General features: G+C 65.5%; 17 protein-coding genes. 9 read left to right on the top strand and 8 right to left on the bottom strand.

The window, feature by feature from the left end; translation table 11 throughout:
* Positions 1-7 precede the first annotated feature (7 nt).
* Genes C6571_RS02740 through C6571_RS02730 form a run of 3 tightly spaced genes read right to left on the bottom strand, consistent with a single transcriptional unit; the run spans position 8 to position 4,939 of the window.
* The gene (locus tag C6571_RS02740) at positions 8-1,660 is read right to left on the bottom strand and encodes an acetolactate synthase large subunit (RefSeq protein WP_106445330.1); all 1,653 of its coding nucleotides are present in this window, start codon (positions 1,658-1,660) and stop codon (positions 8-10) included.
* Positions 1,661-1,713: 53 nt separating this feature from the next.
* The gene (locus tag C6571_RS02735; RefSeq protein ID WP_106445329.1) at positions 1,714-3,306 is read right to left on the bottom strand and encodes a GMC family oxidoreductase; all 1,593 of its coding nucleotides are present in this window, start codon (positions 3,304-3,306) and stop codon (positions 1,714-1,716) included.
* The gene (locus C6571_RS02730) at positions 3,296-4,939 is read right to left on the bottom strand and encodes an FAD-dependent oxidoreductase (protein WP_106445328.1); all 1,644 of its coding nucleotides are present in this window, start codon (positions 4,937-4,939) and stop codon (positions 3,296-3,298) included. The genes C6571_RS02735 and C6571_RS02730 overlap by 11 nt, the downstream gene beginning before the upstream one ends.
* 73 nt (positions 4,940-5,012) lie before the next feature.
* Between C6571_RS02730 and C6571_RS02725 the strand changes: the two genes are divergently transcribed.
* Entirely contained in the window at positions 5,013-6,053 is a 1,041-nt protein-coding gene (locus tag C6571_RS02725; protein ID WP_245901368.1) for an AraC family transcriptional regulator, read from the top strand.
* Here the strand turns inward: C6571_RS02725 and C6571_RS02720 are convergent.
* The 4 genes from C6571_RS02720 to C6571_RS02705 form a co-directional block, all read right to left on the bottom strand.
* Entirely contained in the window at positions 5,956-7,659 is a 1,704-nt protein-coding gene (locus C6571_RS02720) for a SulP family inorganic anion transporter (RefSeq protein ID WP_106445327.1), read from the bottom strand. The genes C6571_RS02725 and C6571_RS02720 overlap by 98 nt on opposite strands.
* 14 nt (positions 7,660-7,673) lie before the next feature.
* The gene (gene metG, locus C6571_RS02715) at positions 7,674-9,770 is read right to left on the bottom strand and encodes a methionine--tRNA ligase (RefSeq protein WP_106445326.1); all 2,097 of its coding nucleotides are present in this window, start codon (positions 9,768-9,770) and stop codon (positions 7,674-7,676) included.
* A gap of 114 nt (positions 9,771-9,884) precedes the next feature.
* Positions 9,885-11,204, bottom strand: coding sequence for a patatin-like phospholipase family protein (locus C6571_RS02710; protein WP_106448002.1), 1,320 nt, complete (start codon positions 11,202-11,204; stop codon positions 9,885-9,887).
* Between the two features lie 100 nt (positions 11,205-11,304).
* On the bottom strand, positions 11,305-11,883 hold the full coding sequence (locus C6571_RS02705; RefSeq protein ID WP_245901367.1) for a restriction endonuclease: 579 nt from the start codon (positions 11,881-11,883) through the stop codon (positions 11,305-11,307).
* 99 nt (positions 11,884-11,982) lie between these two features.
* Between C6571_RS02705 and apbC the strand changes: the two genes are divergently transcribed.
* The 4 genes from apbC (at position 11,983) to fdhF (ending at position 18,272) form a co-directional block, all read left to right on the top strand.
* Entirely contained in the window at positions 11,983-13,074 is a 1,092-nt protein-coding gene (gene apbC / locus C6571_RS02700; RefSeq protein ID WP_106445325.1) for an iron-sulfur cluster carrier protein ApbC, read from the top strand.
* A 64-nt stretch (positions 13,075-13,138) separates the two neighbouring features.
* Positions 13,139-13,510: a lysozyme inhibitor LprI family protein gene (locus tag C6571_RS02695; RefSeq protein WP_106445324.1), complete on the top strand. Its 372-nt coding sequence runs from the start codon at positions 13,139-13,141 to the stop codon at positions 13,508-13,510.
* Between the two features lie 41 nt (positions 13,511-13,551).
* The gene (locus C6571_RS02690; protein WP_106445323.1) at positions 13,552-15,417 is read left to right on the top strand and encodes an NADH-ubiquinone oxidoreductase-F iron-sulfur binding region domain-containing protein; all 1,866 of its coding nucleotides are present in this window, start codon (positions 13,552-13,554) and stop codon (positions 15,415-15,417) included.
* On the top strand, positions 15,414-18,272 hold the full coding sequence (gene fdhF, locus C6571_RS02685; protein WP_106448000.1) for a formate dehydrogenase subunit alpha: 2,859 nt from the start codon (positions 15,414-15,416) through the stop codon (positions 18,270-18,272). The genes C6571_RS02690 and fdhF overlap by 4 nt, the downstream gene beginning before the upstream one ends.
* Here fdhF and C6571_RS02680 read toward each other — a convergent pair.
* Positions 18,238-20,286, bottom strand: coding sequence for a sensor domain-containing diguanylate cyclase (locus tag C6571_RS02680; protein ID WP_106445322.1), 2,049 nt, complete (start codon positions 20,284-20,286; stop codon positions 18,238-18,240). The two genes, fdhF and C6571_RS02680, sit on opposite strands and share 35 nt — an antisense overlap.
* A gap of 123 nt (positions 20,287-20,409) precedes the next feature.
* On the opposite strand from C6571_RS02680, the gene C6571_RS02675 reads away from it, so the two are divergent.
* From C6571_RS02675 to C6571_RS02660, 4 genes are read left to right on the top strand one after another with little or no spacing between them, the layout of a single operon-like run.
* Entirely contained in the window at positions 20,410-21,900 is a 1,491-nt protein-coding gene (locus C6571_RS02675; RefSeq protein ID WP_245901366.1) for an ABC transporter substrate-binding protein, read from the top strand.
* The gene (locus C6571_RS02670) at positions 21,891-22,475 is read left to right on the top strand and encodes a DUF3305 domain-containing protein (RefSeq protein ID WP_106445321.1); all 585 of its coding nucleotides are present in this window, start codon (positions 21,891-21,893) and stop codon (positions 22,473-22,475) included. Before C6571_RS02675 ends, C6571_RS02670 begins: the two co-directional genes overlap by 10 nt.
* Complete coding sequence (locus C6571_RS02665) at positions 22,472-23,116, top strand: DUF3306 domain-containing protein (protein WP_106445320.1); 645 nt, start codon at positions 22,472-22,474, stop codon at positions 23,114-23,116. Before C6571_RS02670 ends, C6571_RS02665 begins: the two co-directional genes overlap by 4 nt.
* A complete protein-coding gene (locus tag C6571_RS02660; protein WP_245901365.1) occupies positions 23,076-25,142 on the top strand; it encodes a 4Fe-4S binding protein in 2,067 nt (688 codons plus the stop codon). The genes C6571_RS02665 and C6571_RS02660 overlap by 41 nt, the downstream gene beginning before the upstream one ends.
* The last annotated feature ends 13 nt before the right edge of the window (positions 25,143-25,155 follow it).

Raw genomic sequence — 25,155 nt, 5'->3', positions numbered from 1 at the left:
GCCCTATTCAGGGGGCGATCTTTTTCTTGAGCGCCCGCGCCACCGGCCGAGGCAAATTCGCCAGCGATTCCAGCAGACTCGGCAGGATGCGCAGCTTGAGGCCGGCGAGCGTCGGCGGCACGATGGCTTCGATCAGGTGCGGGCCGGGTGTGCGCAGGGCATGCTCGAACGCCGCCAGAAACTCCTCCGTCGTCGTGGCGCGCCGGGCCCGCACGCCCATGCCTTCGGACAAGGCCACGAAGTCCAGCGGCGGGTGCTTGAGGTCGAGCTGCGCGCGCGCCTTGTCGCCCGCGCCCGCCGCACCCACGCGGCGCAGCTCGACGTTCAGGATGGCGTAGGCGCGGTTGTTGAAGATGATGGAGATGATGTCGAGCTTCTCGCGCGCCATGGTCCACAGCGCCTGGAGGGTGTACATCGCCGATCCGTCGCCGGCCAGCGCAATCACCTTGCGATCCGGGCAGGCGATGGCCGCGCCCACGGCGTTGGGCAGGCCTTGGCCGATGGCGCCGCCGGTGAGGGTCAGCACGTCGTGGCGCGGAGCCCCGGCCGTGAACATCGGCAGCATGATGCCGGAGGTCTGCGCTTCGTCCACCAGGATGGCGTTGTCTGGCAGCAGGTGACCTATTGCCTTGCACACCTTGTCGGCGGTGAATTTGCCGCGTGGTCGGGACGGACGCTTCGCGGACTGCAGCACGGGGGCCGTCTGGCTGGCGTCCACAGCGCTGCAGAGCTTGGCGAGGCAGCTCGCAACGTCTTGTGTGGGTGATGCCAGTTCGTGCAATTGGCAGCCTTCCGGCACTAGGTAGCTCTTCTTGCCGGGGTAGGCAAAGAACGAGACCGGCGCTTTGGCGTCCACCAGAATCAGGTGGTCGATGCCGGTCAGCTGCACCGAAGCGAGTTCGGCCAAATAGGCGATGCGCTCGACATGCGGCAGTCCGGCGCCACGTTCGATGCGGGTAGGGAAGACCTCGGCAAACAGCTTGGCGCCGGTTCTGGCGGCGATGCGTCCCAGCACCATCAAGGTCTCTGCACGCAGGGCGCGGTCGCCCAGCAGAAAGGCCTTATTGCCGGGGCCTTGCAGCGCGTGCGCCACCGCAGCGACCACGGCGTCGTCGGCAGCGGACGGCGGGGCTTTGGGCGGCATGGTCTGCGGCACGCCCCCTTCACCCCACGAGACATCGGCCGGAAGGATCAGCGTGGCCACGTTGCCCGGTGGTCCCATGCACTGGGTGATGGCCTCGGCCGCGTCTTGGCTCAATGCGGCGGTGCTTTGCGAGGTGCGTACCCACGGCGACACGTTGCGCGCCACGGTTTCAATGTCGGACTGCAACTGGGCGTCGTACTGCACATGGTGGGTGGCGTGGTCGCCCACGATATTGAGCACCGGCACCTTGCCCTTGCGCGCGTTGTGCAGGTTGGCCAGCCCGTTGCCCAGGCCGCAGCCCAGGTGCAACAGCGTGGCGGCGGGCTTGCCGGCCATGCGTGCGTAGCCGTCGGCCGCGCCGGTGGCCACGCCCTCAAACAGGGCCAGCACGGCGCGCATGCGCGGCTCGTCGTCGAGCGCGGCGACGAAATGCATTTCGCTGGTGCCAGGGTTGGTAAAGCACACGTCGATGCCGGCGTCGGCCAGCGTGTGCAACAGGGCTTGGGCGCCATTCATGGGGTGTCTCCTGCTCGGTGGGGTGGGTTCGGCGGCTGCGCCAGTGCTTTGCATCAGTCGCGCAGCAAGTCGGCGCATTTCTCGCCAATCATGATGGTGGGGGCGTTGGTGTTGCCGGTGGTGATGGTCGGCATGATGGACGCATCGGCCACGCGCAGGCCGTCCACACCGTGCACGCGCAGGTCGGGGCCGACCACGGCGGCGGGGCTGCCTGCCGGCCCCATGCGGCAGGTACCCACGGGGTGGTATTCGGTGTCGGCGCTGCGCTGCAGTTCGCGTTCGATGCCTGCCGGGTCGCCGGCGTCCAGGGGCGAGAGCATCTGGCCGCGCCAGGGTGCCAGTTCTGCGTCGTTCATGATGGCCAGCGCGCGCTGCACGCCCTTGACCAGGCGCGGCATGTCGTCCGGGTCGCTGAAGTAGCGCGGGTCGATCTCCAGGCTCTGGCGCGCGTCGCTGCTTGTCAACCGCACCTCGCCCCGGCTGCGCGGGCGTGCCAGCGTCACATGCAGGCCAAAGTCGTGGCCCCAGTGCAGCTTTCTGCTGTGGTCGTCGACGATGGCGACGACGAATTCGAGCTCGATGTCGCTGGCATGCAGGCCGGGTTCGGTGCGCAAAAAGGCCCCGGCCTCGGCCACGTTGCTGGTGATGCAGCCGCTGCGCTGCTTTTTCCATTCGCGCATGCCGCGCAGCAAGGCCAGTGCGCCTGAGGGGCAGACGCCAATGCCGGCATCGGTACTGGCGCTTTTCCAGTTGAGCGATGCGGTCACGTGGTCCTGCAGGTTCTGGCCCACCCCTGGCAGGGCCTGCACCACGGGGATGCCGTGCTGCTGCAGGTGATCGGCGGGCCCCACGCCCGAGCACATCAAGAGCTGGGGCGAGCCGTAGGTGCCGCCGCACAAAATGATTTCGCGGCGCGCGCGCAGCAAGCTTTGTTGCCCGCCGCGCGAAATGTGTACGCCGCTGGCGCGCTTGCCGTTCCAATCGATCCGCAGGCACTGGACGCGGGTCAGCACAGTCAGGTTGGCGCGGCCCAGATGCGGTGTGAGGTAGGCGCGCGCCGCGCTGCAGCGCTCGCCGTTGCGCTGCGTCACCTGCGCGGGCCAGCAGCCTTCCTGGTGCGCGCCGTTGTAGTCGGGGTTTTGCGCCAGGCCCTGCGACGCGCAGGCGCGCAAGAACGCTTGCGATGTGACAAACGGGCTGCGCAGGTAGGCCACGCCCAGCGGGCCGCCCTGGCCGTGGTACTCGGTGGCGCCAAAACATTCGCTGTCTTCGGCCCGTTTGAAATAGGGCAGCACGCTGGCGTAGTCCCAGCCGGGGTTGCCCTCGGCCGCCCAGCCGTCGTAGTCGCTGCGGTGGCCACGGCAATAGACCATGGCGTTGATGGCACTGCTGCCGCCCACCACCTGGCCGCGTGGTTGAAAGCCTTTGCGGCCATTGAAGCCTGGCTGCGGCACCGTGTGGTAGTGCACGGCGTTCATCTTCACGGTGGCACCGGCGGCAAAGCCCAGTGGGGCGCGGATGAAAACGCTGTCGTCCGGCCCGCCGGCTTCCAGCAGGCAGACGCTGACGCCAGGGTCTTCGCTCAGGCGGCAGGCAATCACTGAGCCCGCCGAGCCGGCGCCGACGACGATGTAGTCAAACTCCATGTCGCGTTCCTGGTGAGTGGCCTGACGTGATGGAGCGCGCCGCAGCGCGCGCCGTGAGGATGCAGCCGGGCAAAAACGTACCTTCCAGCGAGCGCTTTCCGCTGGCGCCGCCGCCGCCAAATCCTGCCGCCTCGCCCACGCAGTACAGACCGCCGATGGGCTGGCCCGCGCCGTCCAAGACGCGGCTTTGCAAGTCGGTCTGCAGGCCGCCCAGGCTTTTGCGCGTGATGAGCTGCATCTGGATGGCGATGAATGGCCCAGCGCCTGGCTTTTGCAGCGGGGCTGGCTCGCAGGTGCGCAGCTTGTCCGGCCCCCACTGGCGAGCGTGCAGGATGCGGCGGATCTGGTCGTCGTTGTGCAGCTTGGCGGCGTTGGCAAAGTTGGCGTCGAAGCGGTCGGCAGTGGCCTGCAGTACGCCGGCGTGCACATCGCTCGTGCCGGTGAGCGCGTTCATCTTGGCGGCGAGGCCGGCCAGGGTGTCGTCCACCAGGAAATGCGGGCTCTCGCCTGCCATTTGCTTGACCAGGCGGTGGTTGCCGAGCAAGGTTTCTTTCACAAATGCCGGAAACTGCTTGTCGCGGATGCGCTGGTTGTGCTCGGCGCCGGATATGGCAAATTCCTTGACGGCGATGCGCCAGTTGAGCAAATGCCAGGTCCAGGGCTTTTCCTGGGCTGCTACGCGCTGGCACAGCCAGTGGGTGTCAAAGCCCGTGACCAAGGGTTCGGGGCCGATGCGCTCGCCCCGGTGGTTGAGCCACAGCGCAGATTTGCAGGGAATGGCCGACAGGCCGTGGCCCTCGAAATGGGGGTGTGGATGCGGGAAGCCCGCGGCGTAGTTCCACATCTCGCCGGCGTGGGTGATGCGGCCTTGCATCGCATCGGCCACCCAGTGGTGCAGCTTGCCGTCGGCGTAGGGGTGCGCGCCGTTGAGCATGGCGCTGGGGCGCGGGCGGCCATTGGGCCAGTTGGCGCGCGCCTCGTGGTGGCTGCCGTTGAGCCCGCCCATGGCCAGCACGACGACGGGCGCCTGGATGCGCACTTCGGCGCCGGTGTCGTCATTCACCGCCACAGCGCCCGACACCTGGCCGGCGCCGTGCTCCAGCGCGGTCACGCGGTGGCCGTGCAGCAGCGTCAGGCGGCCGGCGCCTTTGCCGGTGGCCGCGGCCGCCTGTAGCGCGGCCACCATGCGGCGCGTGAGTTCGCGCGAGGTTCCCCATACGATGTGGTAACGCGGCACGCTGTTGCCGTCGCCGTGCATGCCGCGCTCCACCCAGTTCACGGCGGGCATGAAGGTCACGCCCTCCTGCAGCAGCCAGTCGTGCACCTGGCTGCGCGAATGCTGCACGTAGTGCTCGGCCCATTGGCGTGGCAGCACGTCGGATTCGCCCAGTTCGCCAAAGCGCAGCCAGTCGGTGAGCGCCCGCTCGGGCGTATCCGGAATTTTCATGCGCGCCTGCAGCGGCGTGCCTACCAGCGCCATGCCGCCAAACGCCCACAGCGCCAGGCCGCCGAAGCGCTCGGGCGTGTCGCGGTCGATGAGCGCGACAGATTGGCCGGCGCGCAGGCACTCCAGCGCCGTGACGATGCCAGCCAGGCCGCCGCCAACGACCACCACATCGTGCTGTGATTGCATCGCTTGTCTCCTTTTTTTATGGCCGAACCATAGCGCCTTATCATGCGGATGCCCTTGACCTTGGAGCCACCGCATGTTGACTTCAGCGCCCAGCGTGTCGCTTAGCTGGGTCAACACCGTCGTCGCCGCCGCCGAGCGCCAGGGGGTGTCCAGCGCCGAGCTGCTGGCGCGCGCCGGGGTTGCGCACGAGCGCCTGAGCGCGCCGCGCTGGCCGGTGGACGACATCACCCGCCTGTGGCGTGCGGCTGCCGAATTGACCGGGGACGCGGCCTTTGGCCTGAACACTGGGCGCCAGGTGGGGCCGGGCAGCTTCAACGTGGTCAGCTTCATCCTGCTGTCGTCGGCCACCCTGCGCAGCGCCATCGCGCAGCTGCAGGAGTACCAGCGCCTGATCAGCGATGGGGGGCGCTTCCAGACCCTGGCCGGGGATCAGCGCAGCTGGCTCATTTACCACCCGCTGCAAGGCAGCCTCGCGTTCAGCCCGCACCAGGTGGAGTCGGTGTTGGCTGCGGCCGTGTGCTTTAGCCGCTGGGTGACGGGCAAACCCGTGCAGCCGGTGCGCGTGCAGTTCAGCCACGGGCAAATCGGGCCTTTGCCGGCCTATGCGCGAGCGCTGGGAGCCGAGGTGCAGTTCGAGCAGGCCTTCAACGGCTTGCTGCTGGAAAACGCCGTGCTCGACGCCCCCTTGCCCCAGGCCGACGCCGAACTGGCGCAGCTGCACCGCGCCCACGCGGCGGCGCAGCTCGCGGCTTTGTCGGCGCCCGCGCTGCTGCGCAGCCAGGTGGAGCAATGGCTGAGTGGCGCTCTGGCGGGCAGCGTGCCCGGCCGCGCGCAGGCGGCGCAGCAGTTTGGCCTGGGGGAGAGGGCGTTTGCGCGCCGCTTGCAGGGCGAGGGTGTGCGCTACGCCGAGCTGGTCGATGGCGTGCGCCATGCGCTGGCGTGCCAGGCGGTGGCGGGCGGCGGGGAGTCTTTTGCCCGCATTGCGCGGCGCCTGGGGTTCTCGGAGGCCAGCGCCTTCAACCGGGCGTTTCGCCGCTGGACGGGCCGCACTCCTGGGGATTGGCAGCAGCATAGGGCTGCATCGGCGCAGACTGCGCCGCCAGTCGGGCGTTAAAGCCCGAACGCTCCATCAGCGATGCAGGCTGCGCCTGCGCGCCCTGCAGCACCAGCCGGCCAGCCTGCCGCTCTGTGGCCTTGAGGATTTGTTCAAGCGCCTCCAGTCCTGTGGTGTCCAAGGCAAAGAGGTCGCTGGCGTCCAGAAGCACCTGCACGCCTTGGGGTGCGGCCTCGATGGCGTTCACCAGCGGGTCGATCTTGCTCGTCGCGCCAAAAAACAGCACGCCGTGCAGTCGCCAGGCCAGGGTGGGCACAACCGCGTCTGGCAGCACTTCGGACTCGGCACGAAACAGCTCGCCCATGCGCCGCACGAACAGTACGCAGGCCAGCACCAGACCCACTTGCACCGCCACGGTCAGGTCGAACACCACGGTCAGAAAGAAGGTGCCCAGCAGCAGCAGGCGGTAGTGGTGGCTGAATTTGCGCAGGCGAGCGAATTCGTGCCACTCGCCCATGTTCCAGGCCACGTGCAACAGGATGCCGGCGAGCACGGCGAGTGGAATGTGCAGCGCCAGCGGGGCGGCGGCCAGCACGATGACGGCGAGGGTGGCCGCATGCACGATGCCCGCCACCGGTGACGTGGCGCCCGCGCGCAGATTGGTCACGGTGCGGGCAATGGTGCCGGTGACCGGCATGCCGCCAAAAAACGGCACGACGAAGTTGGCAAGGCCTTGCGCCATCAGCTCCTGGTTCGGGTCGTGTTTGCGGATGTGCGGGTCGGTATTGAGCTGGTCGGCCACGCGCGCGCACAGCAATGACTCAATGGCGCCCAGCAGCGCGATGGTGATGGTGGGCGCCACCAGCAGGCGCACCGTGTCCCATGAAAACTCGGGCAGCGCAAACACCGGCAGGCTTTGCGGAATGCCACCAAAGCGCGTGCCCAGCGTTTCCACCGGGTAGCCCATGAAATGCGAAAACGCAGTCAGCGAAATCAGCGCCACCACCGGTGCTGGAATGCGTGCAAAAGAACGTACCGAATAGCCGCCGGGCATGCGCAGTACGGGCGCGTTGTGCATGAACAGCCGTGGCCACAAAAACAAGCCCGCCAGGCAGGTCGCGCCCAAGCCGAGTGCATAGGGGTTCACAGTGCCCGCGTGCTGCGCCATCACGTCCAGTTGTGAGAAGAAGTTCCCAGGCATCTTGGCAATCTGCAGACCCAGAAAATCCTTGAGCTGGGAAACGGCAATCAGCACCGCGATGCCATTGGTAAAGCCGATGACGATGCTCACGGGCACAAAGCGCACCAGGTTGCCCAGGCGCAGCAGGCCCAAAGCAAACAGCAGGACGCCGGCGCAAGCGGTGGAGATCAGCAGGTTGGCAACGCCATAGCGTTCGACGATGCCGTAGACGATGACGATGAAGGCGCCCGCCGGCCCGCCAATCTGTACGCTGGTGCCGCCCAGCAGTGCCACCAGAAAGCCGCCGATGATGGCGGTCCAAAGCCCCGCCTGGGGCGGCAGACCGCTTGCAATGGCAAACGCCATGGCCAGCGGCAGCGCCACCACGCCCACGGTGACGCCCGCGCCCAAATCGGCCAGTGCCCGGCTATGGTTGTAGCCCCGAAGCGCATCGACGATCCGGGGGCGGAAGGTGTGCAGCGCCATAGCAGAGCTTGTGTCTAGCGCACGCGCATGCCGGGCTGTGCGCCTTCAGTGGGCTCCAGCACGTAGATGCCCGGCTGCGCTTTCTCATCGCCATGGCTGGCGGCCAGCACCATGCCTTCGGATATGCCGAACTTCATCTTGCGGGGCGCGAGGTTGGCCACCAGCACAGTGAGCTTGCCGGTAAGTTGTTCGGGCGCATAGGCGCTGGCAATGCCACTGAAGACATTGCGTGTCTTGCCTTCTCCAGCGTCCAGCGTCAGGCGCAGCAGCTTGGTCGAGCCTTCGACGCGTTCGCACCGCTCGATGCGGGCAATGCGCAGGTCGATCTTGGCGAAATCGTCAATGGTGATCGTGGGCGCGATGGCTTCGCCGCCGGGGAGAGAGTGGGTCTTGGATGCTCCTGAATCAATAGCTTCATCCGCTTGATCCGCCTGCGCTGGAGGCTCAAAAAGTGCCTCAAGTTGCTTGATGTCCACGCGCTGCATCAAATGCTGGTAGTTGCCTATCACGTGGCCCGCCCCAAGGCGCTGCTGCACGCTCGCAAAGTCAAAGGGTGGGACGTTCAGGAAGTTTTCGACCTGGGCCGCAAGTGCAGGCAGTACCGGTTTCAACACAATGGTCAGCAGGCGGAAAGCCTCGATGCAGGTGCTGCAGACGTCTTGCAGGCGGCCGTCCATGCCCTCTTGCTTGGCCAGTTCCCAGGGCTTGTTCTGGTCGACGTAGGCGTTAACGCGGTCGGCCAGCAGCATGGTCTCGCGCAGCGCCTTGCCGTATTCGCGCTCGGCCAGCAGCTCGATGATGCTGGGGGCCACGGTCTTCAAGTGCTCCAGCAATGCGTCGCCGTCGGCCGACACCTCCGCCAGCTGACCGCCAAAGCGCTTGCTCAAGAAACCCGCCGCGCGGGATGCAATGTTGATGTATTTGCCCACCAGGTCGCTGTTGACGCGGGCCATGAAGTCGGTGGCATTGAAGTCGATGTCTTCGTTGCGCGCCGAGAGTTTGGCTGCCAGGTAGTAACGCAGCCACTCGGGGTTCATGCCGAGTTCCAGGTATTTGAGCGGGTCCAGGCCCGTGCCCCGGCTTTTGCTCATCTTCTCGCCGTTGTTGACAGTGAGAAAACCGTGCACGAACACCGAATCGGGCACCTTGCGGCCGCTGAACTTGAGCGTGGCGGGCCAGAACAGCGTGTGGAAGGTGACGATGTCCTTGCCGATGAAGTGGTACTGCTCCAGCGCCGGGTCGGCCATGTAGGCCTCGTAGTCCTCGCCGCGCTTGTCCAGCAGGTTCTTCAGCGAGGCGAGGTAGCCGATGGGCGCGTCCAGCCACACATAGAAATACTTGCCGGGCGCGTCCGGAATTTCAATGCCGAAGTAGGGCGCATCGCGCGAGATGTCCCAGTCGCCCAGGCCTTCGCTGGTGGTGCCGTCCGGGTTGGTGCGCACGCTGAACCATTCCTTGACCTTGTTCGCCACCTCTGGCTGCAGGCGGCCATCCTGCGTCCAATCCTCCAGGAACGCGACGCAGCGCGGGTCAGAGAGCTTGAAGAAGAAATGCTCGGACGACTTCAGCACCGGCTTGGCGCCCGAGAGCGTGGAATAGGGCTCGATCAGGTCGGTCGGCGCATACACCGCGCCGCAGACCTCGCAGTTGTCGCCGTACTGGTCCTTGGCGTGGCAGCGCGGGCACTCGCCCTTGATGTAGCGGTCGGGCAGGAACATCGACTTTTCGGGGTCGAAAAACTGGTCGATGGTGCGCGTCTCGATCAGGTTGTTGGCTTTGAGATCGCGGTAGATGTCCTGGGCCAACTGGTGGTTCTCGGGCGCATCGGTGCTGTGCCAGTTGTCAAAGGCAATATGGAAACCGTCGAGGTACTGCTGGCGCCCGGCGGCGATATCGGCCACGAACTGCTGCGGCGTCAGGCCCGCCTTCTCGGCGGCAATCATGATGGGCGCGCCGTGCGTGTCGTCGGCGCCGACAAAGTTGACTTCGTTGCCCAGCATGCGCTGGGTGCGCACCCAGATGTCGGCCTGGATGTATTCCATGATGTGGCCGATGTGGAATTTGCCGTTGGCGTAGGGCAGCGCGGTGGTGACGAAGAGTTTGCGGGGCATGGGCAGGGCTTTTTCAGGGACGCCGCTCCAATCGGTGCGCGGCGCAACCAGCAATTTTAGGACCAGGCCCTGCGCCGCCTGTTCCGGGGCGTGCGAGGCCGCCCGCAGAGAGATCTATGCGGCTTTGCGTACGAGATCCGCTTCCGCTCTTTGTGCCTCGGCCGGAACCGATGCGCCTGTGTCCTGCCAGCCAAAAAAGCGGCAAACTTCATCGCGCTTGGCCAGGGTGTCGGCACGGCCCAGCGCCATCAGGTCGCGGGTGTACGACGCTTCAAACAGCAGGTAGCTGGCCAGTGCCGCGCCGCGCACGTCCTGCATGTCGGAGGTAACTCCCAGCGCGCCCAGCATGGTGCGCACCGACGGTGGCAGGTCGCCCACGTGGCGCGCCGCCATGGCGTCGAGTCGCTCTGAGGGAGCGATTACCAGCAGTTCGATGGGCCGCAGCAGGCTGCCGCTGCGGGACGCCTGGGGAATGAGCGAAATCGTCTTGTTGATGCGCTCCATGCGTTCGATGTCCACGGCAAGCGCGTCCAGGAAGATGTTCGACAGCGCATGGCCCGCTATCTGCGCCAGCGAGGGGTAGGCGGGAATTTCCGTCTCCAGCGTGGGATCTTTGGGTTCGTGCATGCGCCCGGCGCCCACCACCAGAATGCGCTCGGCCCCCAGGTGGATGGCGGCGGCAATCGGTGCCGACTGGCGCATGGAGCCGTCACCAAAGTATTCGGTCCGCTCTTCGACGTCGATGGCCGTGGCGGGAAAGACGAAGGGAATAGCGGCTGAGGCCAGCAAATGCTCGTGGGTGATGCGGTCGCGCACGGCGCGGCGCTGCGAGCGCACCCAGGGATCCTGGCGCTCGCCGGCCTCGAAAAATGTGACGTGGTCACCCGAGGTGTAGCTCGATGCCGTGACCGCCAGTGCGTCGAGATGGCCCTTGCGAATGACCATTGGCAACCGCACCAGGGGCACCATTTGCCGCAGTAGCCTGGCCAGCGGCGCATTGTCCAGCAAAGATCTGGGCCGCAGCCGCCGCCAGCGTGCCAGCACCCAGCCCAAGGACAGCAGCGTCAGCCAGCGTGCACCGCTTTGCGCCACGCTGAACGAGTCGGCGCGATAGATTTGCCGAGCTTGCATGTGACTCCAGGCGCGGACGATGCGCCGCACCGCCCGATCAAACTGGTCGGCCCCGCAAGCCAGGGCGGCGGCGTTGATGGCGCCTGCCGAAGTGCCGGTGATGATGCGAAAAGGGTTGGGCTGTTTGCCCGCGCCGCAGGCCAGGCGCAGATCGGCAATGGCTTCGAGCACGCCCACCTGGTAGGCAGCGCGTGCGCCGCCGCCGGTCAGCAGCAAGCCGGTGCGGCCCACGGTAGCGGCTGCATCGGCCGCTGCAGCAGCAGGAACGTCGCTGGGTGGCAGGGAGTTCAACGGGATATTCATCGTGGTGGTGCTGCGAAGCCGAAAAGGCGAGGATGGCGTTCGCAAATTTTCTTGCAGTGTGCGGCAGCTGCGCTGCACCTGCGCCACGGGAAAACCCAGGCTATCGTGCTTGTTTCAGCAGCATGCTTGCCAGTGCGTCGCCTTCAATCAGCGCCACGCCTTCACTGCGCGCCAGCGCGCGGGCCGAGTCGCTGACGCTGCCTTGGCCCACCAGATACTGTCCCGCAGACAGTTCGCGCTTGCGCATGGCCGCCACCAGTTGCGCCACGGGCTCGGTGCCGTGGCTGGCCGCCTTCCAGCGGCGTGCGCTGACCAGCACGGTGCGGCCGTTTTGTTCGACGCAAAAATCGGCTTCCAGCCCGGTGACCGTCTGCACGCTGGCACCTTGTGCGCGCCAGGCCTGCTCGAGCGCTGCCGAAAACTCGCGCCAGTTCATGGCGCGCAGCGCTGCCGCCTTTTCGGCCAATTGTGCGGCTGAAGGTGCTTTCCACTGGCGCCAGGCTGCCACGCAGCCCACGCCATACAGCGGCAGCGAAGCGACGGCACCAAAGGCCTTGAAGCGATCGGGCGCCAGCGCGGCCACCACCGCAGTGATGGCGCCGGCCACCAAAAAGCTTACCCACCAGGGTGAGCGCAGCAGGATTGCAAACAGCGAGTTGTCGGCCATTTTCAGTTTCACGGGGTTCCTCTTCTGCCATTTCACGGGGGCGGCTGCCCCACTGCCCACATTGTCATTGCTCCACGCAATAGACTTGTGCCAGTTACTTGGAGAGTTTGAATGGCTGTTTCCGAAAATGACCTGCTGGCCGCGTTGGCCACCGTGCAGGATCCGCACACCGGCAAGGACTTTGTCAGCAGCAAGGCTTTGCGCAATCTCACGATCAGCGCGGGCGATGTGGCCTTCGACGTGGAGCTGGGCTACCCCGCCAAAAGCGTGGTGCCAGCGCTGCGCACCCAACTGGTGGCTGCGGCGCGTGGCGTGGCCGGCGTGGGCAATGTGTCGGTCAATATCACGAGCAAGATTGCCGCGCACGCGGTGCAACGCGGCGTGCAGCTTCTGCCGCAGGTGAAAAACATCATTGCCGTAGCCTCGGGCAAGGGCGGCGTGGGCAAAAGCACCACCGCAGCCAATCTGGCGCTGGCGCTGGCGGCCGAGGGCGCCAGTGTGGGCGTGCTCGACGCCGACATCTACGGCCCCAGCCAGCCCATGATGCTGGGCATCAACCGCCGCCCCGAGAGCGTGGACGGCAAGAACATGGAGCCGCTGGAGAACTACGGCATCCAGGTCATGTCCATCGGTTTTCTGGTGGACCAGGACGAGGCCATGATTTGGCGCGGTCCTATGGCCACGCAGGCGCTCGAACAACTGCTGCGCCAGACCAATTGGCGCGATCTGGACTATCTCGTGATCGACCTGCCGCCCGGCACGGGCGACATCCAGCTCACGCTGTGCCAGCGCGTACCCATCACGGGCGGCGTCATCGTCACCACGCCACAGGACATTGCCTTGCTCGACGCCAAACGCGGCATCAAGATGTTTGAGAAAGTTGGCGTGCCGATTTTGGGAATTGTTGAGAACATGGCGGTACATGTGTGCAGCAACTGCGGCCATGTCGAGCATATTTTCGGCGCCGACGGTGGCAAAAAGATGGCGGCCGAGTACGGCATGGAGTATCTTGGTGCGCTGCCGCTCGACATGCAGATTCGCCTGCAGGCCGACAGTGGCAAGCCGACCGTGGTGGCCGACCCCGAGGGCGATGTGGCACAGATTTACAAGCGCGTGGCGCGCAGCGTGGCGGTAAAGATTGCGCAGCAGGCCAAGGATTTTTCCGCCAAATTTCCGACAATTTCTGTCTCCCAGGACACCTGAGCTTCTGACGGGCCGGCCCACCGTTTCCCTGTGTGGGTATTTTGTTGATTGCAGGAGGTTTTTCATGAAGAACTGGATCCTCGCGCCGATCCTGGCCATTTCGGGGCCGGTGCTGGCGGCCTCCGCATGCGACAAGCCACACAACGACTTTGACGGCCTGTACTGTCTGAACAAGATTTACCAGGAGGCCGATACGGAGTTGAATACCAACTACAAGGCCCTGGCGCCGCTGCTGGATGCAGATGGCAAGGCCCGGTTGAAGGCGGGCCAGTTGGCGTGGATGAAAACGCGCAATGCCAATTGCTCGCGCCGGGACGGCAACAGCTTTCTCGTGGACTTGCAATGCGCTACCGACACCACCATTGCCCGTTCGCAGTTTCTCCAGGATCGCCTGCGCGAGTGCAAGAGCGCAGGTTGTCTCAATAGCCGGCTCTGAAGCGTCTCGGGCGTGCCGGGCTGGCCCTTCTCTTGAACTACATGACTGCTTCTTCGCCTGCTGCCGCCCGGGTCATCCCGCTCGCCACTGCCGAGCAGCTGCTTGAGCGCAAACGCCGCAAGAGCCAGCTCAAAGGGCGCCAGCCGGATGGCGCCTCGCTGCACCAAGTGCGCGCGCTCATTGGCCCGCCGCCTACTGAGGGCCATCGGCGCGATGGGCTGATCGAGCACCTGCATGCCCTGAACGACGCCTACCGCGGCCTGCACGACCGGCATCTGGTGGCTCTGGCATGCGAAATGCGTATTCCGATGGCCGAGGTGTATGAGGTGGCAAGTTTCTATCACCACTTCGAGGTACTGCGAGGCGCGAGCGAAGCGCCGGGCCTGACGGTGCGCGTTTGCGATTCGCTCTCCTGCCAGCTGGCGGGTGCGCAGGAACTGCTGGCGCGGCTACCGCAGTTCTTTGCCGGACAGGATGTGCGCGTCGTGCCCGTGCCCTGCGTCGGCCGGTGCGAGCAGGCGCCGGTCGCGGTGGTGCACCAGACGCCTGTTGCGCGCGCCACGCCAGAAGCCGTGGTTTTTGCATCAAATGGGCCTCTAGCGCTTATTCCACAAGCGCAAGCAGCTATTTATTTCGTAGCAGCAGACTGGGCAGAGCGCAGCCTGCCGGAATACGCAGGTCCTACCGACTACGCCAGCTACCGCGCCCACGGCGGCTACAGCACGGCGGCGGCGCTGGTCAATGGTGAGATGGACACCGAAGAAGTCCTCACCATGATGGAGGATTCCGGCCTGCGCGGCCTGGGTGGCGCGGGATTTCCGGCAGGGCGCAAGTGGCGGATTGTGCGCGGGCAAGCGGCACCCCGCCTGATGGCTGTGAACATCGACGAAGGCGAGCCTGGCACCTTCAAAGACCGCACCTATCTGGAGCGCGACCCGCACCGCTTCCTTGAAGGCGTGCTGATTGCGGCGCAAGTGGTGGGCACCGAGGCGGTCTACATCTACCTGCGCGACGAATACCACGGCTGCCGCGCGCTCTTGCAAGCCGAACTTGGCAAGCTGCTGGCCGACCCACCGTGCCCGCTGCCGCACATTGAGCTGCGGCGCGGCGCCGGCGCCTACATCTGCGGCGAAGAGTCGGCCATGATCGAGAGTATCGAAGGCAAACGCGGTATGCCGCGCCTGCGCCCGCCCTACATCGCCGAGCGCGGCCTGTTTGGCCGGCCGACGCTGGAGCACAACTTTGAAACGCTGTACTGGGTGCGCGACATCGTCGAACGCGGCCCGCAGTGGTTTGCCGGGTTTGGCCGGCGCGGACGCAAGGGCCTGCGCAGCTTCAGCGTCAGCGGGCGCGTGGCGCAGCCGGGGGTCAAGCTCGCGCCGGCGGGCATCACGCTGCGCGAGCTGATCGATGAATACTGCGGCGGCATGCAAGCCGGGCACGAGCTCTACGCCTACCTGCCCGGCGGCGCCTCGGGCGGCATCCTGCCGGCGCGGCTGGCCGACCTGCCGCTCGATTTCGACACCTTGCAGCCCCACGGCTGCTTCATCGGCTCGGCCGCCATCATCGTGCTCGGCCACCACGACCGTGCGCGCGACGCGGCGCTGAACGTCATGCGTTTCTTCGCGCACGAGAGCTGCGGCCAGTGCACGCCCTGCCGCGTCGGCACGGACAAGGCGGCGACCCTCATGCAGGCACCCCGCTGGGATGGCGATCTGTTGGACGACCTGGCGCAGGTCATGCAGGACGCCTCCATCTGCGGCCTGGGCCAGGCGGCGCCCAACCCGATTCGCTGCATGCACCAATACTTCGCGCACGAGGTGGGTGAAAACGCTTGGCCGGGCGATTTGCCGCACCCGCGCAGCGGGCCACTCAGCAAAACGCTGCCGCCGGAGCGCGCGCCATGAACGCCCCCGACCTGATTGCCTTCGAGCTTGATGGTGAAACGCTGCGCGCTTGGCCGGGTGAGAGCCTGTGGCAAGCCGCGCTGCGCCACGGCGTCGAAATCCCCCACCTGTGCCACACGGAAGGCTTGCGGCCCGATGGCAATTGCCGCTCCTGCGTGGTGGAAATCGACGGCGAACGCACCCTCGCGCCCAGTTGCTGCCGCGCGCCCACGCCCGGCATGCAGGTGCGGGCGCAGAGCCCGCGCGCCCGCGCAGCGCAGCGCATGGTGGTGGAGCTGCTGCTCGCCGACATGCCGGATGCGGGTTGCCAATGGCTCGATGAACCTGAAGACGAAGATGCTACTGAAACAATAGCTTATAACGCATATGGGACAAGCGCTGGAGGCCAAAATGACCATAAATTTATCGGCCAGCATGGCGAACTGAGCCAATGGGCCGAGCGCTTGCAAGTGCAGGTGCGCCCTGCGCTGGCAGCCTTGCGCCGCGCGCCGCTGGCGCCAGACCTCAGCCACCCCGCCATGGCGGTGCAGCTCGACGCCTGCATCCAGTGCGGACGCTGCGTGCGCGCCTGCCGCGAAAGCCAGGTCAACGGCGTCATCGGCATGGCGCTGCGCGGCGCCGACGCCCGGCCGGTGTTCGACCTGGACGATCCCATGGGGCTGAGCACCTGCGTAGGTTGCGGCGAGTGCGTGCAGGCCTGCCCGACCGGTGCGCTCAGCGCCAAGCCCCTGGTAGGTTCGCAGGCCATGGACCGCAGCGTCGATTCGGTCTGCCCCTTCTGCGGCGTCGGCTGCCTGGTCACCTGGCAGGTGCGCGGTGAAAAAATCGTCGGCGTGCAGGGCAGGGACGGCCCGGCCAACGAAGGCCGGCTGTGCGTCAAGGGCCGCTTTGGTTTTGACTACATCCACCACCCGGATCGGCTCACCGCGCCGCTCGTTCGCAAGCCGGGTGTTCCCAAGCGCATGCCCGAGCCCGGTGCCGACTGGCGCGATACCTTCCGCGAAGCCTCCTGGGACGAAGCGCTGGCGCTGGCCGCTGGGGGTTTGCTGCAGCTTCGGAGCGCCCACGGCCCCAAGGCACTGGCCGGCTTTGGTTCGGCCAAGGGCAGCAATGAAGAGGCTTATTTGTTCCAGAAGCTGGTGCGCATCGGCTTTGGCAGCAACAACGTCGACCACTGCACGCGGTTGTGCCATGCGTCGAGCGTGGCCGCGCTGCTTGAAGGCGTGGGCTCGGGGGCGGTCAGCAACCCGGTGCGCGATGTGGAATTTTCGGATCTGATCTTCGTCATTGGCTCCAACCCCACATCGAATCACCCGGTGGCCGCCACCTGGATGAAGAACGCCGCCCAACGCGGCGCAAAAATCGTATTGGCCGACCCGCGCATCACCGATCTGGGCGCGCACGCCTGGCGCACGCTGCAGTTTCGCGCCGACAGCGACGTGGCGCTGCTCAACGCCTTGCTGCACGCGGTCATCGACGAGGGCTTGGTCAACGAAGCGTTTGTCCGCGAGCGGGTCGAGGGGTTCGACGAACTGCGTGCGCACCTCGCCGCGTTCAGCCCCGAAGCCATGGCGCCGATCTGCGGCATTGCTGCGCCGCTCTTGCGCGAGGTGGCGCGGGCCTTCGCCAGTGCCAAGAACGCGATGATTCTGTGGGGCATGGGGGTCAGTCAGCATGTGCACGGCACCGACAACGTGCGCTGCCTGATTGCACTGGCCGCCATCACCGGCCAGATCGGCCGCCCCGGCACGGGCCTGCATCCGCTGCGCGGCCAGAACAACGTGCAGGGCGCCAGCGACGCGGGCCTGATTCCCATGATGCTGCCGAACTACCAGCGCGTGGACGATCCGGGGGCACTGGCCTGGTTTGAGAATTTCTGGGGCCAGCCACTCGACGGCGAGCCGGGCTACACCGTCGTCGAAATCCTGCACAAGGCCTTGGCGCCAGACGCCGACCCGCACAAGATTCGCGGCATGTACATCATGGGTGAGAACCCCGCCATGAGCGACCCGGACCTGAACCACGCGCGCCATGCACTGGGCAGCCTCTCCCACCTGGTGGTGCAGGACATCTTCCTGACCGAAACCGCCTGGCTGGCCGACGTGGTGCTGCCGGCGAGCAGCTGGATGGAAAAAACCGGTACCGCGAGCAACACGGACCGCATGGTGCAGCTCGGCCGGCCGGCCGTCGCTCCTCCAGGGGACGCGCGCGCTGACCTGTGGATCCTGCAGCAAATGGCGGCTGGCATGGGGCTCGATTGGCATTACCCCGGCGATGAATCTGGCGTGGCAGCGGTGTACGAGGAAATGCGGCTTGCCATGCATGGCGCGATTGCCGGCATCACCTGGGACAGATTGCTGTGCGAGGGCAGCGTGACCTACCCCTGTCTGTCCCTGGAGGATCCGGGCCAACCCATCGTTTTCAGGGAGCGCTTCCCCACCGCCAGCGGGCGTGTGCGCCTGGTGCCTGCCGGCCTGGTGCCCGGCGACGAGCAGCCCGATGCCGACTACCCGCTGGTGCTCATCACCGGGCGCCAGCTTGAGCACTGGCACACCGGCAGCATGACCCGGCGCAGTGAGGTACTGGATGCAATCGAGCCGGTGGCCACAGCATCAATGAATGCAGCAGAAATGGCGCGGCTGGGCCTGGTGGCCGGTGGGCGCGCACGCATCGCCTCACGGCGCGGCAGCGTCGAGCTGATGTTGCGGCGCGACGATGGCACACCGGACGGTACCGTGTTCTTGCCCTTTGCCTACCGCGAGGCGGCGGCCAATTTGCTGACGAACTCCGCGCTTGACCCGTTTGGAAAAATTCCCGAATTCAAGTACTGCGCGGTTCGGGTGGCGAAGGCATAAAGTCTGAGGACGTCTCTTCGGACACCGCGGCTGTATAGGGCACCACGGTGTCGCGCCCGACCGATTTGGCCGCATATAGCGCATCGTCTGCCTGGCGAAAGAGCTGCTGCGACTCGCGTTCGGCACTGGCCCGGACGCTGGCACGGCTCGGCTCGGCGCCTTGGCTGGCAGAAAGGTGGGGTTGGGGTGTGATGGTGGAAACACCCACGCTGACCGTGACCACGGCGGCGACGCCCGAGGCGGCATGCACGATGGCCAGCTTGCGCACGGCCAGGCGCATCTGCTCGGCAATCACCATCGCATCGCGCTCATGCGTTTCGGGCAGCAGCACCGCAAACTCCTCACCGCCGTAGCGTGCCACGAGATCGCTGGCACGCGTCGCCGCACGCGCCATGGCCGTGGCCACTTTGCGCAGGCATTCGTCACCCGCCAAATGGCCATAGCGGTCATTGAACGCCTTGAAATGGTCCACGTCGATCATCAGCAAAGACAGGCTCGAACCCGAACGCGCCGCACGCTGCCATTCGACCGCCACGGCTTCGGTGAGCGCGCGGCGGTTGGCCACGTTGGTGAGCGGATCCTGGCGCACCAGGGCCTCCAGCGCGATGCGGTACTGGTCCAGCTTGGTCTCGGCGCGCTGGCGCTCCGTAATGTCCTGAACCGTGCCGGTCATGCCAGCCCTGGCACCTGGCTCGGTACGCTCGCCCCACATGTCCACCCAGCGTTCGTTGCGTGTGTCGGCAATGCGGTATTGCATTCGCAAAGGGGGCCCCTCGCCGAGCGAGCTCTCAAGACTTGAAAGCACATGCGGGCGGTCGTCCGGATGGACCTGGGCCAGCCATTGCTCGCGCGCCACCGGCGCATCGCCCGGCAAGCCAAACAGCTCGGCCGCCATCGGTGAGAGGGTGAATTCGCCTGTTTCAAGCCGGTAAGCGTAGTAGCCCACCAAAGCCGACCTTTGCGCACTTTCAAGCCATTGCATGTTGCGCGCCAGGCTTTCCTTGAGGGTGCGTTCACGCAGCCAGGCACGCCGCTGCCACGCCACCAGAAACAGCCCCCCCAGCAGCAGTGCAAGGCTGAGCGGCAGACTCAGTGCAATCAATTCGCGTTGGGAGGCGTCGCCAAACGCCTCCGCCACATCCACCTTGGAGACCAGAAACCACGGCGATTCCGCAATGGCATTGACCACGGCCAACACCTCTTTGCCTTCGGCGTCGCGCGCGTGAATCAGGCCGCGAGCCCCCGCCACGGCCTGGATCAGCAGATTGCCCTGCTGGGGCCCGTGTACCAGAGGAACCGGCACTGCAGTGGTGTGGTGACGCAGCGGGCTGAGCAATACGGCATCCGCGCCCTCCGCACTCACCAGCGCAGACTCGGCGCTTTTGCTGGCGGTAGGCCAGGGCGTGAGCAGCGAATACAGACTGCTGCGCACGTCGATCACTAGCCAAACGGCGCCCAGAGGCCGCATACCGTCGTAGATGGGGGCGATCAGACTGAAGAACGGGAACGCAAAAAACGGGTCGCTTCTGGGTTCTACGACGCTCGGTGTTGCGCTCTCGAGTGCTTCCTTCAAAGCATTCCTTTCCAAGGTGGGCAGCGCGGCACTTGAAGAGCCTGCGGGCAGCAGCAGCGTGCCTTCGGGGCTGACGAAGAACACCGCCGTATAGCGCGCGCGTTCCTGAAGAATACGCAGCCGGTCGTGCACCGGCGCCTCAGCCTCGGAAGAAGGTGCGTCGCGCCAGCGTGCCACCGCCTGGGCAAACAGGTCATCGTCGGTCAAGGCGCTGGCGTCGGCCAGGCGACGCTCGCGCCAGTCGGATACAGCACTGGCCTGCAGGCGGCTGATGGTTTGCAGTTCACGTTCGGCCTGATGGCGGTACATCGCCGTGCGGTCCTGGTACACCGTGGTCAATGCCCACAGCAGCCCCAGGCTGGCCAGCACTGCGATGCCGATTGCCAGTCGCGCAAGCAGTGCGCGCTGGGGAAATCGAAGCATTGGGTGACGGTCAGACATGGTGTGGAGAGACTTGGCGCAGTGCGTACAGAGCAGTGATGGCACACTATGTCAGATTTTGTAAATTCACCGCGCTCTCCCTCCCAGCGTCGAATCGGGGTTGCGGGGTTTCAAGGACCGCTTGTGTTGCGCCCGATCTTTCATTTCTTGCTTGCCGCGTTCCTGGCGCTGCCCGCAATGGTTCTGCCTGTACATGCAGAGGTGGGCAGCGACCAGGTGGTATTCAGTATTTCGCTTGAGCCAGACGGTCTTGACCCCACGGTGGCCGCAGCGGCGTCCATTGGAGAGGTGGTCCATTACAACGTGCTGGAAGGGCTGGTGAAAATCGAGGAAAGTGGCGCCACCACCCCCTTGCTCGCCAGCGGCTGGCGCCTGGAGAATGGCGGCACGACCTACCGTTTTGCGCTGCGCAAGGGCGTGCGCTTTCATGATGGGGCTTCATTTGACGCGTCGGCAGTGCGCTTTAGCTTCGAACGCGCCATGGCGCCTGGCTCGACCAACAAGGCAAAAAAGGCCTTGTTTGACAATATCGCCGCCATAGAGACGCCCGACGCCTACACCGTGGTGCTGCGACTGCGCCATGCCGACGCCAATACCTTGTTCCGGCTGGGCGAGAGCACTGCCGTGGTACTCCACCCGGACACAGCGGAGCAGGCCGCCATTCGCCCGGTGGGCACCGGCCCTTATCGCTTTGAGCGCTGGGATCGGGGCAGCAGCATCGACCTCGTGAAATATGCCGGCTACCGAAACGCCAGCCAGGTGTTCATGCGTGCGGTGAAGTTTCGCTTCATCAACCAGCCTGCGGCCCAGGCCAACGCAATGGCAGCGCGCGAAGTGGATGTCTTTTTCAACATCGCCACGCAGACCGTGGAGCGCTTTCAGGCAGACAGGGCCTACCAAGTGCTGATCGGTGCGTCCAGCGGCAAAGGGATGCTGGCGCTGAACAACCGCCGCAAGCCACTGGACGACGTGCGGGTGCGCCGTGCCATCACCCATGCCATCGACCGTGAGCGCTTCATCCAGAAGGTGCTCGATGGCCGGGGCAAAGCCATTGGCAGCCATTTCTCGCCCACCGATGCCGGCTATGTGCATCTGGCCGGTCTCTACCCCTACGACCCCAAGCGCGCCAAGGCCCTGCTGCGCGAGGCGGGAGTCAAATTGCCAATTTCGCTGACCTTGACGCTGCCGCCCACGCCTTATGCACGCGATGGTGCGCCGGTGATCGTGGCAGCGCTCGAGGCGATTGGTATCCAGGTGACCACCGAGTCGGTGGACTGGGCACACTGGCTGTCGGGAGCCTTCAAAGGGGATTTCGATATCACGCTGATCAACCACGTTGAGCCGCTGGATTATCCGATCTACACCGACCCGGACTACTATTTCGGCTATGAAAGCGCCGAGTTTCGTCAATTGGTTGAGCGCCACGCGGCCAGCAGCAGCGCCCGCGAACGCCAGGTACTGTTTGCGCAGATGCAGCGCAAGCTGGCCAACGATGCGGTCAATGCCTGGATCTTTGCCCCCCAGCTCAGTACCGTGGCGCGCAAGCGGCTCAAAGGTCTGTGGATGAACTACCCGATTTTCGCGCACGATGTGGCGGCATTGCGATGGGAGTGAGCACGAACGGGCCAGAGGAGGTCGCGCACAGCGCACGGCCGGGCCTAGACGTGGCCGTGGTGATGCGGCGCAGGGCGGTGTCAGGCCCCCTGAGTCGCTGGCAAGCATGGCAGTGGACTCCGGTGGACGTGGTGCCCAACGAAGTGGCGTTTGGCCGCGCCGCGCGGCCCTTGCTGCAATCGAGCGACGAGCAGCGCTGGCTGTTTCCGCATTTGCGCGTGGAGTTGTTTCGAGACGATGCCGAGGGCTACCATCTCAATCTCGTGTCCCCCGCACCCTGCTGGTTCGTCCTTTGGCGTCTGGACGAAGAGTCTGCGTCAGACACGCTGCAGCTGGCCCGCCCGGTGGCTGTCAGCTTGAGCTACCACGATGCCGGGCGTTGGCTTGATGCGCAGGAGTCGGTAGACCAGCTGCCTGCCGACCCAGACGTCGTCGAATGGCTCCAGGCCTTTGCGAGCCAGCACTACCAGCCCGAACCGCGCAGGCGCCGCAGGCCGCAGAGCTTTCAGGCCTTGACCGATCGTTTTGGCAAACCGGCTTCGGTATCTACCTCCAAGACGCGGGGCGAGCCATGAGCGATGGATTCCTCGGTCGCTGGTCCCGGCGCAAACAAGAGGCACGCGCCGGGCTGCCCGAGCCCGAGCCGCTGCAGGAGCCAGAGGGTTCCTCCCGTCCGATTGAGCCCGACACGGCAACTGCAACGCCTACGCCCCCGCTGCCCACGCTGGCCGATGCGCGCGCTCTGACACCGCAGTCGGACTTCGCGCCATTTGTAGCCCGTGCCGTGTCGCCCGAGGTGCGCAATGCGGCCATGAAACAGTTGTTCCGCGATCCGCATTTCAACGTGATGGATGGTTTGGACACCTACATTGACGACTACAGTGTGGCGGACCCGCTGCCTCTGGAGACACTGCGCAAGATGGTCAGCGCTGAGTTTGTCGGCTTGCTGCCTCCGGATGACAGCATTGAAAGCGATGCGCCGCCTTCAGACCCGTTGCCGGCTTCGGCGCAAGCCGATGCCGACCGACTGGCCATGCCGGGCAAAGACCCTGATGCACCAACCGTGGCACAGTGGGAGCCCAACGTCGGTGCTGCGCCAGCAGCACTGGTTCCTCCGCCAGCAGACGCCAGCCAGACGCACCATGCCCACGCTCATTTGCGATTGCAACCGAACGATGCCACTCCAGAAGAACGATCTGGGGACAGCAATCGGTGAAGACATCACGCTTCATTCCACCCTGTGCCGACGCGAGACGGGGGCCTTCCAAAGCGCCATCCGGTCCGGGCAAGAGGTTCTGGTGGCGTGCACCCAGGAGCGCCGACTTTTCTCCGAGCTGGCAGCGCAGACCGAAGGTGCCATATCGCCACTGCGGTTTGTCAATATTCGCGAGACAGCGGGCTGGAGTGCGGATGCAGTCCGAGCCACACCCAAGATCGCTGCCCTGATTGCGGCTGCGCGCCTTCCCGACTTTGAACCCGTTGCCACCGTCGCTTTTCAAAGTAGCGGGCGCTTGTTGATTCTGGGCGCCCTTGATGCCGCCGAGCGCGCCGCCGCCTTGTTCGGCGACGGTTTCGATATCACCCTGTTCGCTACGGGTCCGGGCAATGCAGGCGGCATGCAGGAGCGCCGTTACCCGGTTCTGGCGGGCCGCATTGAAAGCCTGCAGGGCTGGCTGGGCGCGTTCCAGCTGGCATGGCAGTCGGACAACGCGATTTCGCTCGACCTGTGCACCCGCTGCAATGCCTGCGTCCAGGCCTGTCCCGAGGGCGCCATCGGGCTTGACTACCAGATCGACATGGCGCAGTGCAAGGCGCACCGCGCTTGCGTCAAGGCGTGCGCGGTGGCCGGTGCCATTGATTTTCAGCGGCCATCGCATCTGCATGGCGAGCAGTTCGATCTGGTGCTGGATCTGCGCGGCGCTGCGGCAAGCCCGACGTTCAATCAGCACGCGCCGCCCCAAGGCTATTTGCGCTGGGATGGAAATGATCTTGCCGCACTGCTTGCCTTGCGCGACCTGGTGGGTGAATTCGAAAAACCGCGTTTCGTCGACTACGACCAAAAGCTGTGCGCCCACAGCCGCAATGGCACGGTCGGGTGCAGGGCCTGCATCGATATTTGTTCGGCCGAAGCCATCAGCAGTGATACCAAGCGCCAGCGCGTCGAACTCAATCCGCATTTGTGCGTAGGCTGCGGCGCCTGCAGCACCGTGTGTCCTACCGGAGCGATGGCATTTCGCACGCCGGGGCTCGCTGAGCAGGGCTTGCGGCTGCGCACCGTACTTGCGCGCTATGGCGCTGCGGGTGGGCGCGATCCGGTGCTGGTATTGCACAGCCAGGTGCGAGGCCAGGCACTGGTGGACGAACTGGGCCGCGCGGCGCAAGTGGGAATCGCGCAGGGCCTGCCCGCGCGCTGCATCCCTATGCCGTTATGGCACAGCGCCAGCACCGGGCTGGAGCTGTGGCTCAGCGCACTGTGCTTCGGTGCCGCACAGATCGTGATCGTGGTCACTGCCGAAGATGCGCCGCAGTACCTTGATGCGCTGCAGCAGCAGATCGACGTCGTTGAAGCGCTGTGCGTGGGACTGGGCTATCCAGCTGGCGCAATGCAACTGTTGCGCTGCAAGACCCACACCGATCTCGACGTCGCCTTGCAAGCGCTTGAGCGCAGCCCGCGCGCTGCCATGGAGGTCCCGGCGCGCTTTGCCACCACGCCTGAAAAACGCAGCACCCTGGAACTGGCGCTGGACCACTTGCTGACCCAGGCGCCAGGAATGCCGACGGGCCGCACGGCCATCGAGCTGCCGGCCTTGGGCGCACCGCTTGGGGACATCGTGGTCAATAGGGAGCGCTGCACCCTGTGCCTGAGCTGCGTCAGCGCCTGTCCCGCAGGCGCGTTGCTGGACAACCCGCAGTTGCCGCAGCTGCGGTTCATCGAGAAAAATTGTGTGCAGTGCGGGCTGTGTGAGCGCACCTGTCCGGAAGACGCAATCACGCTGCACCCACGCCTGTCCTTGCTCGCTGAGCGCAGCCAGGCGCGGGTGCTCAACGAGTCCGCGCCTTATGTCTGCATTCGCTGCCATGCGCCGTTTGGCACGCTGATGGCGATTGAAGCCATGCTGGGCAAATTGGCTGGGCACGCAATGTTCCAGGGAGATGCACTGCAGCGGCTCAAAATGTGCAGCGATTGTCGGGTGATTGATCTCTACTCGTCTTCCAATGAAAGCAAGGTGACCGATCTGTGAGCACGCCCCAACT

Source organism: Simplicispira suum, assembly GCF_003008595.1.
In the GTDB taxonomy this organism is placed as follows: domain Bacteria; phylum Pseudomonadota; class Gammaproteobacteria; order Burkholderiales; family Burkholderiaceae_C; genus Simplicispira; species Simplicispira suum.
The sequence above is the reverse complement of the archived record's forward strand: the minus strand, read 5'-3'. Positions and strand labels throughout refer to the sequence as shown.

Excerpts from the sequence above, each read along its gene's own strand:
- C6571_RS02740 (WP_106445330.1), bottom strand. The coding sequence starts at position 1,660 with ATGAATGGCGCCCAAGCCCTGTTGCACACGCTGGCCGACGCCGGCATC.
- C6571_RS02735 (WP_106445329.1), bottom strand. The coding sequence starts at position 3,306 with ATGGAGTTTGACTACATCGTCGTCGGCGCCGGCTCGGCGGGCTCAGTG.
- C6571_RS02730 (WP_106445328.1), bottom strand. The coding sequence starts at position 4,939 with ATGCAATCACAGCACGATGTGGTGGTCGTTGGCGGCGGCCTGGCTGGC.
- C6571_RS02725 (WP_245901368.1), top strand. The coding sequence starts at position 5,013 with ATGTTGACTTCAGCGCCCAGCGTGTCGCTTAGCTGGGTCAACACCGTC.
- C6571_RS02720 (WP_106445327.1), bottom strand. The coding sequence starts at position 7,659 with ATGGCGCTGCACACCTTCCGCCCCCGGATCGTCGATGCGCTTCGGGGC.
- metG (WP_106445326.1), bottom strand. The coding sequence starts at position 9,770 with ATGCCCCGCAAACTCTTCGTCACCACCGCGCTGCCCTACGCCAACGGC.
- C6571_RS02710 (WP_106448002.1), bottom strand. The coding sequence starts at position 11,204 with ATGAATATCCCGTTGAACTCCCTGCCACCCAGCGACGTTCCTGCTGCT.
- apbC (WP_106445325.1), top strand. The coding sequence starts at position 11,983 with ATGGCTGTTTCCGAAAATGACCTGCTGGCCGCGTTGGCCACCGTGCAG.
- C6571_RS02695 (WP_106445324.1), top strand. The coding sequence starts at position 13,139 with ATGAAGAACTGGATCCTCGCGCCGATCCTGGCCATTTCGGGGCCGGTG.
- C6571_RS02690 (WP_106445323.1), top strand. The coding sequence starts at position 13,552 with ATGACTGCTTCTTCGCCTGCTGCCGCCCGGGTCATCCCGCTCGCCACT.
- fdhF (WP_106448000.1), top strand. The coding sequence starts at position 15,414 with ATGAACGCCCCCGACCTGATTGCCTTCGAGCTTGATGGTGAAACGCTG.
- C6571_RS02680 (WP_106445322.1), bottom strand. The coding sequence starts at position 20,286 with ATGTCTGACCGTCACCCAATGCTTCGATTTCCCCAGCGCGCACTGCTT.
- C6571_RS02670 (WP_106445321.1), top strand. The coding sequence starts at position 21,891 with ATGGGAGTGAGCACGAACGGGCCAGAGGAGGTCGCGCACAGCGCACGG.
- C6571_RS02665 (WP_106445320.1), top strand. The coding sequence starts at position 22,472 with ATGAGCGATGGATTCCTCGGTCGCTGGTCCCGGCGCAAACAAGAGGCA.
- C6571_RS02660 (WP_245901365.1), top strand. The coding sequence starts at position 23,076 with ATGCCACTCCAGAAGAACGATCTGGGGACAGCAATCGGTGAAGACATC.